General features: G+C 62.1%; 15 protein-coding genes and 1 other annotated feature. All 15 genes read left to right on the top strand.

The features are described 5' to 3' along the window. The first annotated feature begins 203 nt into the window (after positions 1–203). The 15 genes from ACO54Z_RS12775 to hisIE all read left to right on the top strand — a co-directional run bounded on the left by ACO54Z_RS12775 (position 204) and on the right by hisIE (position 15,555). Positions 204–785 carry a nucleotide exchange factor GrpE gene (locus ACO54Z_RS12775; protein ID WP_485997355.1) on the top strand — a complete coding sequence of 194 codons (582 nt, stop codon included), beginning with the start codon at positions 204–206 and terminating at the stop codon, positions 783–785. A 79-nt stretch (positions 786–864) separates the two neighbouring features. Further along, positions 865–2,793, top strand: coding sequence for a molecular chaperone DnaK (gene dnaK, locus ACO54Z_RS12770; RefSeq protein ID WP_485997354.1), 1,929 nt, complete (start codon positions 865–867; stop codon positions 2,791–2,793). Positions 2,794–3,169: 376 nt separating this feature from the next. After that, on the top strand, positions 3,170–4,312 hold the full coding sequence (gene dnaJ / locus ACO54Z_RS12765) for a molecular chaperone DnaJ (protein WP_485997353.1): 1,143 nt from the start codon (positions 3,170–3,172) through the stop codon (positions 4,310–4,312). A gap of 51 nt (positions 4,313–4,363) precedes the next feature. Beyond that, the gene (locus tag ACO54Z_RS12760) at positions 4,364–4,708 is read left to right on the top strand and encodes a hypothetical protein (RefSeq protein ID WP_485997352.1); all 345 of its coding nucleotides are present in this window, start codon (positions 4,364–4,366) and stop codon (positions 4,706–4,708) included. 88 nt (positions 4,709–4,796) lie between these two features. Continuing rightward, complete coding sequence (locus ACO54Z_RS12755; protein WP_485997351.1) at positions 4,797–5,591, top strand: enoyl-ACP reductase FabI; 795 nt, start codon at positions 4,797–4,799, stop codon at positions 5,589–5,591. 215 nt (positions 5,592–5,806) lie between these two features. After that, positions 5,807–6,496: a hypothetical protein gene (locus tag ACO54Z_RS12750; protein WP_485997350.1), complete on the top strand. Its 690-nt coding sequence runs from the start codon at positions 5,807–5,809 to the stop codon at positions 6,494–6,496. 33 nt (positions 6,497–6,529) lie between these two features. After that, positions 6,530–8,104, top strand: a complete 1,575-nt coding sequence (locus tag ACO54Z_RS12745) for an AAA family ATPase (RefSeq protein ID WP_485997349.1) — start codon at positions 6,530–6,532, stop codon at positions 8,102–8,104. Positions 8,105–8,198: 94 nt separating this feature from the next. Beyond that, positions 8,199–8,332, top strand: a sequence feature (His leader region). A gap of 24 nt (positions 8,333–8,356) precedes the next feature. Then, entirely contained in the window at positions 8,357–9,259 is a 903-nt protein-coding gene (gene hisG / locus ACO54Z_RS12740) for an ATP phosphoribosyltransferase (protein WP_485997348.1), read from the top strand. 10 nt (positions 9,260–9,269) lie between these two features. Continuing rightward, positions 9,270–10,550, top strand: a complete 1,281-nt coding sequence (gene hisD, locus ACO54Z_RS12735) for a histidinol dehydrogenase (protein ID WP_485997347.1) — start codon at positions 9,270–9,272, stop codon at positions 10,548–10,550. Then, positions 10,547–11,626 carry a histidinol-phosphate transaminase gene (gene hisC, locus ACO54Z_RS12730; protein WP_485997346.1) on the top strand — a complete coding sequence of 360 codons (1,080 nt, stop codon included), beginning with the start codon at positions 10,547–10,549 and terminating at the stop codon, positions 11,624–11,626. The genes hisD and hisC overlap by 4 nt, the downstream gene beginning before the upstream one ends. 48 nt (positions 11,627–11,674) lie before the next feature. Next, positions 11,675–12,757, top strand: coding sequence for a bifunctional histidinol-phosphatase/imidazoleglycerol-phosphate dehydratase HisB (hisB, locus tag ACO54Z_RS12725; RefSeq protein ID WP_485997345.1), 1,083 nt, complete (start codon positions 11,675–11,677; stop codon positions 12,755–12,757). Between the two features lie 55 nt (positions 12,758–12,812). Continuing rightward, a complete protein-coding gene (gene hisH, locus ACO54Z_RS12720; protein ID WP_485997344.1) occupies positions 12,813–13,406 on the top strand; it encodes an imidazole glycerol phosphate synthase subunit HisH in 594 nt (197 codons plus the stop codon). After that, complete coding sequence (gene hisA / locus ACO54Z_RS12715; RefSeq protein WP_485997343.1) at positions 13,406–14,149, top strand: 1-(5-phosphoribosyl)-5-[(5-phosphoribosylamino)methylideneamino]imidazole-4-carboxamide isomerase; 744 nt, start codon at positions 13,406–13,408, stop codon at positions 14,147–14,149. The genes hisH and hisA overlap by 1 nt, the downstream gene beginning before the upstream one ends. Then, positions 14,131–14,904, top strand: a complete 774-nt coding sequence (gene hisF / locus ACO54Z_RS12710; protein WP_485997342.1) for an imidazole glycerol phosphate synthase subunit HisF — start codon at positions 14,131–14,133, stop codon at positions 14,902–14,904. The genes hisA and hisF overlap by 19 nt, the downstream gene beginning before the upstream one ends. 27 nt (positions 14,905–14,931) lie before the next feature. After that, positions 14,932–15,555 carry a bifunctional phosphoribosyl-AMP cyclohydrolase/phosphoribosyl-ATP diphosphatase HisIE gene (gene hisIE / locus ACO54Z_RS12705; protein ID WP_298078924.1) on the top strand — a complete coding sequence of 208 codons (624 nt, stop codon included), beginning with the start codon at positions 14,932–14,934 and terminating at the stop codon, positions 15,553–15,555. Positions 15,556–15,576 lie beyond the last annotated feature (21 nt).

Below are 15,576 nucleotides of genomic sequence, written 5' to 3'. Positions count from 1 at the left end.
CCCCACCCCAACCCTCCCCCACGGGGGGAGGGGGCATATTGGTCGCAGTCGTAACAGTAGTTGCTGAATCGTCCATTGTAATAAGCACTTTTCGCGGGCAATCGCGTGCAGAATCTGCCGTTTTTTCATTCCGCCGCCTTGATTTTTTTGCCGCCCGCCTTCATGTCGGAAAAACTGTTTTTTGTCATGCTAGAGAGGTTTTTATGATTGACGACGAGATGATACACGACGCGCCGGATGGCGGTGAGCCGCCTGCCGAACCGGCGGCGGATGTCCCTTTGATTGACACGCGCGAGGCGGAAATCGAGGCGTTGCAGGCGCAGGTCGCGGATTTGAAAAACGCGGTGTTGCGCGAACGCGCCGATCAGGAAAACCTGCGCAAGCGCTTCGAGCGCGAGAAGGAAAGCGCGCTGAAATTTGGCAGCGAGAAGCTGGTCAAGGATTTGTTGCCGGTGCTGGATTCGCTCACCCTCGGTCTGGATGCGGCAAAGGCGCACGAGGCGGAAGGCAAGCAGGCGCTGGAGCAGTTCATCGCGGGTTCGGCGATGACGCTGAAGCTCTTGCTGGAGATTCTGGAAAAGAACGGCATCACCGAAATCAATCCCGTCGGCGAGAAGCTCGACCCGGAGCGGCATCAGGCGCTGTCCGCCATTCCCAGCCCGGACGCCGAGGCGAACACCATCCTCCACGTCGCGCAGAAGGGTTATCTGCTGAACGGGCGGGTGATTCGCGCCGCGCAGGTCATCGTCGCCGACGGCGCGCAGAAAAATCCGCCGCAATCTTGAAAAGCTGGCGCGCCACCCCACTTAGGCAGTCAGCAACAGCATTTAACTAGTTTCTATCTAAATTTGGAGTTTAAACACTATGGCTAAAATTATTGGCATTGACCTTGGAACCACCAACTCATGCGTATCCATCATGGACGGCGACAAGCCGCGCGTCATCGAAAACGCCGAAGGCGCGCGCACCACGCCGTCCATCGTCGCCTTCACCGACGACGGTGAAGTGCTGGTCGGCCAACCGGCAAAACGCCAGGCGGTCACCAACCCGAAAAACACCCTCTACGCCATCAAGCGCCTGATTGGCCGCCGCTTCGACGAAAAAGAAGTGCAGAAAGACATCAACCTCGTCCCCTACAAAATCATCAAGGCCGACAACGGCGACGCCTGGGTCGAAGCGGTGGACAAAAAAATGGCACCGCCGGAAGTATCTGCGCGCGTGCTGATGAAAATGAAAAAAACCGTGGAAGACTTCCTCGGCGAAAAAATCAGCGAAGCCGTCATCACCGTGCCCGCCTACTTCAACGACAGCCAGCGTCAGGCGACCATCGCCGCCGGCCGCATCGCCGGGCTGGACGTCAAGCGCATCATCAACGAACCGACCGCCGCCGCCCTTGCCTACGGCATGGACCGTGGCGCGCGCGACGCGAAAATCGCCGTCTATGACCTGGGGGGCGGCACCTTCGACATCTCCATCATCGAAACCGTCAACCTCGATGGCGAACAACAATTTGAAGTACTCTCCACCAACGGCGACACCTTCCTCGGCGGGGAAGACTTCGACGCGCGCATCATTGACTACCTCGTCGCCGAATTCAAAAAAGACAGCGGCATCGACCTCTCCAAAGACTCGCTCGCGCTGCAACGCCTGAAAGAAGCGGCCGAAAAAGCCAAAATCGAACTGTCCTCCAGCGAACAGACCGAAATCAACCTGCCCTACATCACCGCCGACGCCTCCGGGCCGAAACACCTCAACATCAAAATGACCCGCGCCAAGCTGGAATCCCTCGTCGGCGATCTGATAGAGCGCACCCTCGAACCCTGCCGCCAGGCGCTGAAAGACGCCGGGCTGTCCGCCAAAGACATCCACGACGTCATCCTCGTCGGCGGGCAGACGCGGATGCCGAAAGTGCAGGAAGTCGTCAAAAACTTCTTCGGCAAAGAGCCGCGCAAAGACGTCAACCCGGACGAAGCCGTTGCCCTCGGCGCGGCCATCCAGGGCGGTGTTATCGGCGGCGACGTCAAAGACGTATTGCTGCTGGACGTCACCCCGCTCTCGCTCGGCATCGAAACCATGGGCGGCGTGATGACCAAACTCATCGAGAAGAACACCACCATCCCGACCCACGCCGAAAACGTCTTCTCCACCGCCGAAGACAACCAGTCCGCCGTCACCATCCACGTCCTGCAAGGCGAACGGCAACAGGCGAGCAGCAACAAATCGCTCGGCAGATTCGACCTCACCGGCATCGAACCGGCACCGCGCGGCATGCCGCAAATCGAAGTCAGCTTTGACATCGACGCCAACGGCGTACTCAACGTCTCCGCCAAAGACAAAAAAACCGGCAAAGAACAGGCGATTACCATCAAGGGCAGCTCCGGCCTCTCCGAAGAAGAAGTCCAACGCATGGTACGCGACGCCGAAGCGCACGCCGAAGAAGACAAAGCCTTCCAGGAAAAAGTCAGCGCGCGCAACAACGCCGAATCCATGCTGCACAGCGTCGAAAAAGCCGTCGCCGACCTCGGTGACGAAGTTACTGCCGACGAAAAAAGCGCCATTGACGAAGCCACCAAAGCGCTGAAAGAAGCGATGGACAAAGGCAGCGTCGAAGACATCAACGCCAAGAGCGAAGCACTTATGAACGCTGCCGGCCCGGTCATGCAAAAAGCCTACAGCAAAATGAGCGGCGAAGGCGCGGCAGCGGGCGCGAGCGCGGGCGGCAACAGCGACAGCGCGCCGAAAGACGACAACGTCGTCGATGCCGACTTCCAGGAAGTCAAAGACGACAAATAAACGCGATTCCCCCGCCGAACCGCTCCCTCCCCCGCAGGGCGAAGCCCGCAGCGGGGGAGGGCTGGGGTGGGGGTAAACCAAACCGTTTCCCCACTGTGGCGCGGCTCGCACCGCGATTCCCCCCTCCCCCTGTGGGGGAGGGGCGAGGGCACCCATGAAAGAGGCGAAGCCTCTTTCATGGGAACCGGGGGGTGGGGTTACTTGCGGCACGCACAAAATTCTTGCGGACTCACGTTTACATACACATCGAGCGCTCAAGTGTATGTAAAACACAGCCCCTACATCCCCCTACCAAACCCGTCCCCAGGACGGATTGCTGAAACCACCCCGCAGGCGGCATCAGCAACCCGCCCTTTTCCATACACCCCCACAAAAAATGGCAGAAAAAGACCTCTACAACATCCTCGGCGTTGCCAAAACCGCCAGCCAGGACGACATCAAAAAAGCGTTCCGCAAACTGGCGATGAAATACCACCCGGACCGCAACCCGGACAACCGCGAAGAAGCCGAAGCCAAATTCAAAGAAGCCAAAGCCGCCTACGACATCCTCTCTGACGAACAAAAACGCGCCCACTACGACCGCTACGGCTACGACGCCGTCAGCGGCAACAGCGCCGGAGGCGGATTCGGCGGATTCGGCGCGGGCGGCTTCAACGCCGACATCTTCGGCGACATCTTTGGCGACATCTTCGGCGGCGGCCGGGGCAACCGGGGCGGCGCGCGCCAACAGGCACGCGGCCACGACCTTGCCTACGAACTCGACCTCTCGCTCGAAGAAGCCGTGAACGGTGGCGAAAAACGCATCCGCATCCCGACCTACGTCCGCTGCAAAACCTGTAGCGGCTCGGGCGCCACCGAAAAATCCGTCAAACGCAACTGCCCCGGCTGTGGCGGCACCGGCCAAATCCGAATGCAACAAGGCTTCTTCTCCATCGCCCAGCCCTGCCCGCAATGCGGCGGGCGTGGCCAAATCATCGAAAACCCCTGCACCGACTGCCACGGTGACGGCCGCGTCAAACAACAAAAAACCCTGAACGTCAACATCCCGGCAGGCGTGGACAGCGGCGACCGCATCCGCCTCTCCGGCGAAGGCGAAGCGGGCGAACGCGGCGCGGCGGCGGGCGACCTCTACGTCGAAATCCATGTGCGCAAACACCCCATCTTCGCGCGCGAAGGCGACAACCTGCACTGCGCCATGCCCATCAGCTTCGTCACCGCCGCCCTCGGCGGCGACCTCGAAGTGCCGACCCTCGGCGGGCGCGTCATGCTCACCGTGCCGCCGGAAACCCAGACCGGCAAAACCTTCCGCCTCAAAGGCAAAGGCGTCAAATCCGTGCGCAGCCGCACCACCGGCGACCTCTACTGCACGGTGAACATCGAAACCCCGGTAAACCTCTCCAAAGCACAAAAAGACATCCTCGCCGACTTCGGCAAAACCCTGAACGAAGGCGGCAAAACCCACGCGCCGAAAGAAAAAGGCTTCCTCGACAGCGTCAAAAAATTCTTCGATAACCTGTAAGAGCTCCGCCCCTGCGGGGCGAAACCCGCAGCGGGGGGCTAAGGACGCGCCATGAACAAATACTGGAAAACCATCAAATGGCTATTGGGCACGCTGGCTATGTTTGGCGCATTGTTGTTCTGCAATGTGCTACGCGGCGACCCAATAACGCCACGCAGCTATGTTGTCGCCACCTGTATGACAGCCTTTTTAGCAATCAACGGATTGCCGCTAAAATGGACGATGAAACAACAATTTACCTTTAATTTTTTCTACACTTTCCTTTCCATGCCCGCCGTATTCTTCTATTTTGGCGACCCATTTACATGGATAGGCTACATTTTTACGCCATTGGTTCTTGCATTGATTATGGCGACTCTTTTTTTAATACAGAGACGAGGTCAGGCAAAGCCATAACCACCTGCAACCCCAATGATTACCCGCCCCTTCCCCACCCTGCAGGGCGAGGGGGATTCTCAAAAACCTCAAAACCAAGGACAAAACCATGGGCTTCCTCAGCGGCAAAAAAATCCTCATCACCGGCCTTGCCAGCAACCTCTCCATCGCCTACGGCATCGCCCAGGCCATGCACCGCGAAGGTGCCGAACTCGCCTTCACCTACCAAAACGACAAACTCAAACCGCGCGTCGAAAAAATGGGCGCCGAATTTGGCAGCAAAATCTTCCTGCCCTGCGACGTGGCAAGCGACGCCGAAATCGACGCCGTCTTCGCCAGCCTGCAAGAAGCCTGGGGCGGGCTGGACGGCCTCATCCACGCCATCGCCTTCGCGCCGCGCGAAGCCATCGAAGGGCGTTTCCTCGAAGGCTGCACCCGCGAAAACTTCGCCCTCGCGCACGACATCAGCGCCTACAGCTTCGCCGCCCTGATGCGTGGCGCAGCGCCATTGATGCAAGGCCGCAACGCCGCCGCCCTCGCGCTGACCTACCTCGGCGCGGTCAAAGCCATCCCCAACTACAACACCATGGGGCTGGCCAAAGCATCCCTTGAAGCAGCCATCCGCTACCTTGCCGCCGACTTGGGGCAAGACGGCATCCGCGTCAATGGCATCAGCGCCGGCCCGATTCGCACCCTTGCCGCCTCCGGCATCAAAGACTTCCGCAAAATGCTCAAAGGCTTCGAGAAGACCGCGCCGCTGAAACGCTGCGTCACCATCGAAGAAGTCGGCAACACCGCCGCCTTCCTCTGCTCCGACCTCGCCTCCGGCATCACCGGCGAAATCACCTACGTCGATGGCGGCTACAACATCTACTCCTCGGTACAAATGAGCGACGACGAATAACGCCGCACAAACAAAAAACCACCGCTTGCGGTGGTTTTTTGCATTGGCATCCCAAACGGGGACGGAAGATCTTTCCGCCTCCCGCTATAATTAAACCGTACCGCATATAGCGATACTCACAACGTTCTGTACACGACGCGACACCGTACAGGGCTTTGTGAGGGTTGCTATAAACCGTCATAAACCCGGACCTCAACCCCAAACAGGAGTCATAGATGAGTGATCTGCAAAGCCAGAAATACCGCATTAATCAAATGCGTCAGGAATTGAACCAGTTTTCCCGCGCTGCCAACGATGCCCTCAGTAGGCAATATCTGAATGCTGCTACCTTACAAAAGCTAGGGATAGTAGTCCCACCAAACAAATCTGTATTTTGGATTATCTTTATCCTGCTCGCTATTTTTCTTTCCGTGATCACACAAACCGTTATTCCCGGCATCATTGCCATCATTTATGCTATATTCAAATTTGTCGGGGAATTGTCAAAACAAGAAAAAGCTCTTGCCAATTATTTTTTTGGATTTCTCTTGATTCAGGGAGAAAGCAATGACAACAGATACCCCATAAAACTTATCTGCTCCTATAACTTGTATAAACGGGAAGGGTTGTATTTCGGTTCATACAATAGTGCCAATATTAACAACACCCAGTATGGCGACATCATCTTTGCCATCAATCAAAGCGTAAACGACGACAGTGACAAAATAGGGGATGAACTGTGCTATATCGTCATGCGCAAGGAAGGGCCAATGCCCATGATGGTGTGGGACGGTTCATCATATGTATATAAAGGCGAAATCGCTCCCGCCAATCGGCACATTAAAGAACTCGCGCTGCAATTTGCCCAAAAAATAGACCTCTGGCGTGAATGCTGTCGGGAAACGGAGGCCTATGACGAACGGTGACGTACCGAAGACGCCTTCAATATCCACCGCGACTTGCCGCAACCTTCGCCTGCTAGCGCACGGCAAGAAGCACAACGCGCCGCCGAACAGGAAGCTGCCCGGCTGGCACGCGAAGCCGAGGAAGAAGCGGCACGCCAAGCAAAAGAAGCTGAAATTGCCGCCCGCTGGGAAAAAGTCTATCTGCCGGAACACCTCAAACAAAACATCCGCCAACTGGGTAATGCCTTTGCCGCAGGTGAAAGCAGCGCGGCGCAGGGCATCCTCCTCTACGGTGCGCCGGGGACGGGCAAGTCGCTTATCGCCCGCACCCTCGCCGATACCCTCGATTGCGGCTTTATTGCTATTAACCTGCACGATTTGAAAGGGCGCTATATCGGCGAAAGCGGGCAGAAAGTCAAAGAAATGTGGGACAAAGCCAAAGGGTATCCGCGTTGCATCATGTTTATTGACGAATGCGAAAGTATTTTCGTCAAACGCGGCAGCATGAGCAGCGACAGTTTTACCGATGACATCGTGCAAGCATTCATTGCCGAATGGGATGGTTTCAACAAACAGCAAACCGTATTGGTACTCGGCGCGACCAACCGCCGCGATATTATGGATGAAGCGGTATTGTCGCGCTTCGCCGAACAAATCGAAATTCCCCTGCCCGATACCGCCATGCGGCAATCCATTTTTGCCGCCGAACTCGCTGCGCTCACATGGCAGGGCGAATTGCCGGAAAATAGCGGCGATTATCTGCAAGGCTTCTCCGGGCGGGAAATAGCCAATCTCGCCCGGCAAATGGTGCGCAATGGCGACGACATCAATGAAGCATCCCTTGCGGCGGCCACCCGCGACAAACGTACCGGCAACAACAGTGCTGTCGATAAAGATGCAACCTGGGACAAACTGGTGCTAAATGATGCCAACAAAAAAGTGCTGCATTCTGCCTGCGCCGTTTTTGCTAATGCCGATGCCCTGCGCGCCAAAGGCATCAGCATTCCGCGCGGCATACTCCTTTATGGTCCGCCCGGCACCGGCAAAACTAAAATTGCGCGCACGATGGCAAACGAAAGCGGCCTGTCATTCATCAGTGCCTCCACCGCTGACCTGAAAGCGGCTTATATCGGGCAAAGCGGGCAGTTGGTGAAAAACCTGTTTGAGCGGGCGCGCAGCCAGTCGCCGTGCATCCTTTTCATTGATGAAATGGACATCATCGCCCCGGCGCGCGGCGGCGCAGACGACACCTTCACCAAGGAAATCGTCGGCCAGTTGCTGCAAGAGCTGGACGGCATCAAGCGCCAAAGCGGCGATGTCTTCGTGCTGGCGGCGACCAACCGCGTGGACGACCTGGACAGTGCCGTCCTCTCCCGCTTTAACCGCCGCATCGAAATCGGCCTGCCGGACGAGGCGGCACGCGCCGCCATCCTGCGCGTGCTGCTCGCCTCCAAACCGCTCGCCTTTGATTTGGACGCGGGCTGCGCCAGCCTCGCCGCGCGCAGCGACGGACAAAGCGGCCGCGACCTGCGCAACTGGGTCGATCGCGCCGAGCAAGCCGCCATCGTCCGCCATTTTGAGACGGGCGACATTGACGGGCTGCAACTGGAGCTGGCGGATTTTGACTGAATGCGGCGCCGTCCTTGCCCCACCGTCATTTTTCTGTTACCTTCGCCGCTCCTTCATCCCACCGGAATAACCCCATGATTTTTGTCCTCTCTGCCCTGCATCATCACCACCCCGGCTGATTCTTTCGGGTGCTGGTGCTATTCGGAAGAAATGCAAGACTTCCGAAGGCGCGCAGGCAGCGATGTATTCCAAAACCTTTCGGAAGTCCGCTTCCGAAAGGTTTTTTTTCGTCTTCATTTCAAGGAAATTTTTATGTCTCTATCCTCAAAACGGCTGCGCATCGCCCTGCAGAAATCGGGGCGCCTCAGCGCGGAATCACATGATTTGCTCAGACAGTGCGGGGTGCGCCTCAATCTGCAGCCCGATCGTCTGCTCGCCTGCGCGGAGAATCTGCCGATTGATATTCTGCGCGTGCGTGATGACGACATCCCCGGCCTCGTCTTTGACGGCGTGGTGGACTGGGGCATCCTCGGCGAAAACGTGCTGGAGGAGGCGGCGTTGGCGCGGCGCGCGGAAGGCGAGGCGGCGGATTATGCGCTGCTGCGCCGTTTCGATTTTGGCGGTTGCCGTCTGTCGCTCGCCCTGCCGCGCGATGTGATGTACCGCGGCGTTGCCTCGTTGCGCGGGCGGCGTATTGCCACGTCGTACCCGCATTTGCTGCGCCGTTTTATGAATGAGCGCGGTGTGGATTACCGGAGCTGTCTGCTCAACGGCTCGGTGGAGGTGGCGCCGCGCGCCGGGCTGGCCGATGCGATTTGTGATTTGGTTTCGTCCGGGGCGACGCTGGAGGCGAACGGCCTACGCGAGGCGGAGGTGATTTACCGCTCGAAAGCGGTACTCATCCAGCGTGCCTCCCCGCTCGATGCGGCGCAGTCGGCGCTGGCGGAGCGGCTGCTGACCCGCATTCAGGGGGTGTCGCAGGCGCGCGAGTCCAAGTACATCATGCTGCACGCGCCGAAGGACAAGATTGAGGCCATCGTCGCGCTCTTGCCCGGCGTGGAGCACCCGACCATTCTGCCGCTCACCCACGATACCCGCCACGTCGCGCTGCACATGGTCAGCCAGGAAAACCTGTTCTGGGAGACGATGGAGCAGCTCAAGGCGGCGGGCGCCAGCGCCATTCTCGTCCTGCCGATTGAAAAGATGCTTGCCTAAGGAGAACCCCATGCAATCCTGTAACTGGAACACCCTCGACGCCGCCGAACGCCGCCGCGTCCTCACCCGCCCGGCACAACAGCAAAGCGCGGCCATCCACGATGCCGTCGCCGCCATCCGCGACGCGGTGATTGCCGACGGCGACGCCGCCCTGCGCCGCCTCACCGCGCAATTTGACGGCGTGAACCTGGACGCGCTCACCATCACCCCCGCCGCCCGCGATGCCGCCGCGGCGCGTGTCCCCACCGCCCTGCGGGAAGCGATGCTGCTTGCCAAAGACAACATCGAAACCTTCCACCGCGCGCAACAGCCGCCGCTCATCGACCTCGAAACCCGCCCCGGCGTGCGCTGCCAGGTCATCACCCGCCCGATTGAGCGCGTCGGCCTCTACATCCCCGGCGGCAGCGCGCCGCTGTTTTCCACCGTGCTGATGCTCGCCGTGCCCGCCCGCCTCGCCGGTTGCCGCCACATCGCGCTCTGTACCCCGCCGCCGGTCGCCGATGAAATCCTCTGCGCCGCCGCCCTCTGCGGCATTGACACCATCCACCCGGTGGGCGGTGCGCAGGCCGTCATTGCCCTCGCCCACGGCACGGAAAGCATCGCCGCCGTCGATAAAATCTTCGGCCCCGGCAACACCTACGTCACCGAAGCCAAGCGGCAGGTGCAGCAGCACGGCACCGCCATCGATATGCCCGCCGGGCCGTCCGAAGTGCTGGTGATTGCTGATGAGACCGCCAACCCCGCCTGGGTCGCCGCCGACCTCCTCTCGCAGGCCGAACACGGCGCCGATTCCCAGGTCATCCTCGTCAGCGACAGCGCCGCGCTCATCGCCGCAGCGGAAAACGAACTGGCGCGACAACTGGCCGCCCTGCCGCGCGCCGCCACCGCCGCCCAGGCACTCGCGCACAGCCGCAGCATCCACGCCGCCGACCTCGACCAAGCGGTTGCCATCAGCAACGCCTACGCGCCGGAACACCTCATCATCCACACCGCCGCGCCGCGCGCGCTGTTGCCGCAGATTGCCCACGCCGGCTCCATTTTCCTCGGCGCATACTCGCCGGAAAGCGTCGGCGACTACGCCAGCGGCACCAACCACGTCCTGCCCACCTACGGCTACGCGCGCGCCACCTCCAGCCTCGGTCTCGCCGACTACCAAAAACGCATGACCGTGCAGGAGCTGAGCCCGGCGGGCTTTGCCGCCCTCGCCCCCGCCGTCGCCGCCCTCGCCGCCGCCGAACAACTCGACGCGCACAAAAACGCCATCACCATCCGCCTCGGAGAACAACCATGAGCCTGCCCGAAGACCTGCTGCGCGCCAACCTGCGCGGCCTCACCCCCTACCAGTCCGCCCGCCGCATTGGCGGACACGGCCACATCTGGCTCAACGCCAACGAACACCACAGCGCCCCCGCCATCACCAACTCCCCCGGCAACAGCCCGCTCAACCGCTACCCCGAACCGCAGCCCGCTGCCGTCCTCGACGCCTACGCGCGCTACCTCGGCGTCGCCCCGGAAAACCTGCTCATCACCCGCGGCGGCGACGAAGGCATCGAACTGCTCATCCGTACCTTCAGCGAGCCCGGCACGGGCAGCATCCTCTACAACCCGCCCACCTACGGCATGTACGCCATCAGCGCCGCCACCCACGGCGTGAACGCCATCGCCGTACCACAAACCGCCGGCTTCCAGCTCGACCTGGAAGGCATCCGTCGCGCGCTGGACACCCACCCGCGCATCAGCCTCATCTACATCTGCAACCCCAACAACCCCACCGGTACCCGCCTCAAGCGCAACGACCTGCACACGCTGCTCGGCATCACCCGCGACCGTGCCATCACCGTCATCGACGAAGCCTACAGCGAATACAGCCCCGCCGACAGCCTCGTCCCCGAACTGGCGCGCTACCCGAACCTTGCCATCATCCGCACCCTCTCCAAGGCGCACGCGCTGGCGGGCATCCGCTGCGGCTTCGTCGTCGCCAACCCCGACCTCATCGCCTGCCTGCACAAAACCATCGCCCCCTACCCCATCCCGACCCCGGTCGCCGACATCGCCGTGCAGGCGCTCAGCCCGGCGGGCATCGCCCAAATGCAGGCGCGCGTCGCCGAAACCCTCGCCGCCCGCGACGCCCTCGCCGCCGCCCTTGCCTGCCAGCCGCAAGTGCGCCGCGTGTACGACAGCGCCGCCAACTACCTGCTCGTCGCCTTCCACGACGGCGAAGCCGTCTTCCGCCATCTCGCCGACGCGGGCATCATCCTGCGCGACCAGCACCACGTGCCGGGACTGGCCAACCACATCCGCATCACCATCGGCAGCGCCGACGAAAACGCGGCAGTCCTGCAAGCGCTGGATAACTGCCCCCAGTAGGGTGGGACTTGCCCCACCGCCCCGTACCCCCCCCAACCGGAGAACCCCATGCAACCGACCCTCTACATTGACCGCGACGGCACCCTCATCGACGAACCGCAAACCGACTACCAAATCGACAGCCTCGACAAACTCGCCTACGAACCCGGCGTCATCCCGGCGCTGCTGCACCTGCAACAGCGCTACCGCCTCGTCATCATCAGCAACCAGGACGGCCTCGGCACCCCCGCCTTCCCGCAAGCCGCCTTCGCCGTGCCGCACGAAAAAATGCTGCAAACCTTCGCCTCGCAGGGCATCCACATCGACGCCGTCCACATCTGCCCGCACCGCGCCGAAGACCACTGCCCCTGCCGCAAACCCAAAACCGGCCTGCTCGCCGCCGACATCGCCAGCCAGGCCTACGACCCGGCGCACAGCTACGTCATCGGCGACCGCGACAGCGACCTCGAACTGGCGCACAACCTCGGCATCACCGGCATCCCCTACCACCGCGACCGCCTCGGCTGGGCGGCGATTGCCGAAAAACTGCTGCCGCCCGCGCTGCCCAAAGACCGCACGCCGCGCCACGCCGCCGTCAGCCGCGACACCAAAGAAACCCGCATCCGCGCCGAAGTCTGGCTGGACGAACCCGGTCTGAACCACATTGCGACCGGCATCGGCTACTACGACCATATGCTTGACCAAATCGCCACCCACGGCGGCTTCCGTCTCGACCTGCACTGCGACGGCGACCTGCACATCGACGACCACCACACCATCGAAGACAGCGCCCTCGCCCTCGGCATGGCGCTGAAACAGGCGCTGGGCGACAAACGCGGCATCGCCCGCTTCGGCTTTGTCCTGCCAATGGACGAATGCCGCGCCAAATGCACCCTCGACCTCTCCGGCCGCCCCTGGTGCAAAATCCGGGCGAAATTCCGCCGCGAAAAAATCGGCGACTACAGCACCGAAATGACCGCGCACTTCTTCCACAGCCTCAGCTACAGCCTGCAAGCAACACTGCACCTGTCGGTCAAGGGCGACAACGACCACCACAAAACCGAAAGCCTGTACAAGGCCTTTGGCCGCACCCTGCGCCAGGCCATCCGCGTAGAAGACGACCGGCTGCCGAGCAGCAAGGGCGTGCTGTGAAGCCCGCCCCGCCGCAAAACATCCGCCCCCCGGCAAAACCCCACACGGAGACCCCATGCCCGACCTCATCATCATCGACACCGGCTGCGCCAACCTCGCCTCGGTGCAATACGCCCTCGAACGCCTCGGCTACCGCCCGCGGGTGAGCGCCGACCCCGCCGCCATCCGCGCCGCCGGCAAACTCGTCCTGCCCGGCGTGGGCAGTGCCGCCGCCGCCATGCACAACCTCGCCGCGCGCGGCCTGATTGAACCCGTGCGCGAGGCGCACCAACCGCTGCTCGGCATCTGCCTCGGTATGCAACTGCTCACCAGGCACTCCGCCGAAGGCGACACCGCCACCCTCGGCCTCATCCCCGGCGACACCGCAGCCCTGCCCGGTTGCGGCCTGCCGCTGCCGCATACCGGCTGGAACACCGTCCATCACCAGCCACAGCACCCGCTGTTTGACGGCATCGCCCAGGACAGCCATTACTACTACGTCCACGGCTATGCCGTGCCGCCCGGCGCGCACACCATCGCCACCAGCGACTACGGCGTGCCGTTTTCCGCCGCCATCGCCCGTGACAACTACTACGGCGTGCAATTCCACCCCGAACGCTCCGGCAAGACCGGCGCGCGCCTGCTACAAAACTTCATGGAGAACCTCTGATGATCACCCCCGTCATCCCCGCGCTTGACCTCATCGGCGGCGCTGTCGTCCGCCTGCACCAGGGCGACTACCACCAGACCACCCGCTACGACCGCGACCCCGCCGCCCTCATCGCCGCATACCGCGAACAGGGCGCGCAGCAAATCCACCTCGTTGACCTCGACGGCGCCAAAGACCCGGCACAACGGCAAACCGCACTCATCGCCCGCCTGGCCGCCAGCGCCCGTTGCCCCATCCAGGTTGGCGGCGGCATCCGCAGCGCCGACGACATCGCCGCGCTGCTGGCTGCGGGCGCCAACCGCGTCGTCATCGGCTCGCTCGCGGTAGAGCAGCCCGACACCGTCAAGGCGTGGCTCGCCCGTTTCGGCGGCGAACGCATCGTCCTCGCGCTCGACGTCCGTCCGCATGACGGCGCGCATTACCTCGCCGTGCGCGGCTGGCAGGACACCAGCACGCACACCCTCGAAACCCTGCTGGAGCACTACCGCGACAGCGGCCTGCGCCACATCCTCTGCACCGACATCCGCCAGGACGGCACCCTGCAAGGTGCAAACACCGCGCTCTACCGCGCGCTGCACCGCGCCTGGCCGCAGCTTGCCATCCAGGCCTCCGGCGGCATCGGCAGCCTTGACGACATCCGCGCCCTGAAAGACAGCGGCGTCGCCGGCATCATCACCGGTCGCGCCCTGCTGGAAGGCAAATTCACCCTGACGGAGGCGCTGCAATGCTGGCAAAACGCATAATCCCCTGCCTTGACGTGCGCGACGGCCAGGTCGTCAAGGGCGTCCAGTTCCGCGGCCACCAGACCATCGGCGCAATTGAGCCGCTGGCGGCGCGCTATGCCGAAGAAGGCGCGGACGAACTCGTTTTCTACGACATCACCGCCTCCAGCGATGGCCGCACCGTGGACAAAAGCTGGGTGGACAAAATCGCGCGCCTGCTCGACATCCCCTTCTGCGTCGCCGGCGGCATCAAAACCGTCGCCGACGCCGAACAGCGTTTCGCCAGCGGTGCCGACAAAATCTCCATCAACAGCCCGGCGCTGGCCGACCCCGGCCTCATCACCCGCCTCGCCGAACGCTTCGGCCAGCAGGCCGTCGTCGTCGGCATTGACAGCTGGTACGATGCCGAAAGCCGCGACTGGCGCGTCAAACAATACACCGGCGACGCCGCCCGCACCCGCGACAGCGGCAGATTGACCCTCGACTGGGTCAAAGAAGCGCAAGACCGCGGCGCGGGTGAAATCGTGCTGAATACCATGAACCAGGACGGTATGCGCCAGGGCTACGACCTCGAACAACTGCAGGCGGTGCGCGCCGTCTGCCGCGTGCCGCTCATCGCCTCCGGCGGCGCGGGCGAAATGGCGCACTTTCGCGACGCCTTCCACATCGCCGGTTGCGACGGCGCACTCGCCGCCAGCGTCTTCCACCGCCAGCACATCAATATCGGCGCACTCAAGCACTACCTCGCGGCGGCAGGCATCGCGGTGCGGCAATAAAAATCCCCCAAACCCCAAGGAAAACCCATGCACATCCCCGACAACCTCGACTGGCACAAAAGCGGCGGCCTGCTGCCCGCCATCATCCAGCACGCCGACAGCGGCGAAGTGCTGATGCTCGGCTACATGAACGCGGACGCCCTCGCCGCCACCTGCGCACAAGGCCGCGTCACCTTCTACTCGCGCAGCAAACAGCGCCTGTGGACGAAAGGCGAAAGCAGCGGCCACTACCTCGATGCCATCGCCATCAGCCCCGACTGCGACCGCGACGCGCTGCTCATCCTCGCCCGCCCGCACGGGCCGACCTGCCACACCGGCGCGGCGAGCTGCTTCCACGCCTTTGACGGCGAAAGCGCGAGCGGCTGGCGCTTCCTCGCCCAACTGGAAACCCTGATAAAAAGTCGCAAGGGCGCCGACCCGGCGAGCTCCTACACTGCCAGCCTCTACGCCGCCGGTACCAAACGCATCGCGCAAAAAGTCGGCGAAGAAGGCGTGGAAACCGCGCTGGCGGCGACCGTCGGCGACCGCGACGAAACCATCAACGAAGCCGCCGATCTCACCTATCACCTCACCGTGCTGCTGCAAGACGCCGGCCTCTCCTGGGCGGATGTTATCGCCAAACTGCGGGAGCGACACAACCCGCGCGATTGAGCGCCGCCCGCCCGCGCACAA

The organism is Cardiobacterium sp., from assembly GCF_057314735.1.
This window is presented reverse-complemented; position numbering and strand designations above follow the sequence as displayed.

Bases quoted from the DNA above. Each gene is read 5' to 3' on its own strand.
- hisG (WP_485997348.1), top strand. From the start codon at position 8,357: ATGTCTCTATCCTCAAAACGGCTGCGCATCGCCCTGCAGAAATCGGGG.
- hisC (WP_485997346.1), top strand. From the start codon at position 10,547: ATGAGCCTGCCCGAAGACCTGCTGCGCGCCAACCTGCGCGGCCTCACC.
- hisH (WP_485997344.1), top strand. From the start codon at position 12,813: ATGCCCGACCTCATCATCATCGACACCGGCTGCGCCAACCTCGCCTCG.
- ACO54Z_RS12750 (WP_485997350.1), top strand. From the start codon at position 5,807: ATGAGTGATCTGCAAAGCCAGAAATACCGCATTAATCAAATGCGTCAG.
- hisA (WP_485997343.1), top strand. From the start codon at position 13,406: ATGATCACCCCCGTCATCCCCGCGCTTGACCTCATCGGCGGCGCTGTC.
- hisIE (WP_298078924.1), top strand. From the start codon at position 14,932: ATGCACATCCCCGACAACCTCGACTGGCACAAAAGCGGCGGCCTGCTG.
- dnaJ (WP_485997353.1), top strand. From the start codon at position 3,170: ATGGCAGAAAAAGACCTCTACAACATCCTCGGCGTTGCCAAAACCGCC.
- hisB (WP_485997345.1), top strand. From the start codon at position 11,675: ATGCAACCGACCCTCTACATTGACCGCGACGGCACCCTCATCGACGAA.
- hisF (WP_485997342.1), top strand. From the start codon at position 14,131: ATGCTGGCAAAACGCATAATCCCCTGCCTTGACGTGCGCGACGGCCAG.
- hisD (WP_485997347.1), top strand. From the start codon at position 9,270: ATGCAATCCTGTAACTGGAACACCCTCGACGCCGCCGAACGCCGCCGC.
- dnaK (WP_485997354.1), top strand. From the start codon at position 865: ATGGCTAAAATTATTGGCATTGACCTTGGAACCACCAACTCATGCGTA.
- ACO54Z_RS12755 (WP_485997351.1), top strand. From the start codon at position 4,797: ATGGGCTTCCTCAGCGGCAAAAAAATCCTCATCACCGGCCTTGCCAGC.
- ACO54Z_RS12760 (WP_485997352.1), top strand. From the start codon at position 4,364: ATGAACAAATACTGGAAAACCATCAAATGGCTATTGGGCACGCTGGCT.
- ACO54Z_RS12775 (WP_485997355.1), top strand. From the start codon at position 204: ATGATTGACGACGAGATGATACACGACGCGCCGGATGGCGGTGAGCCG.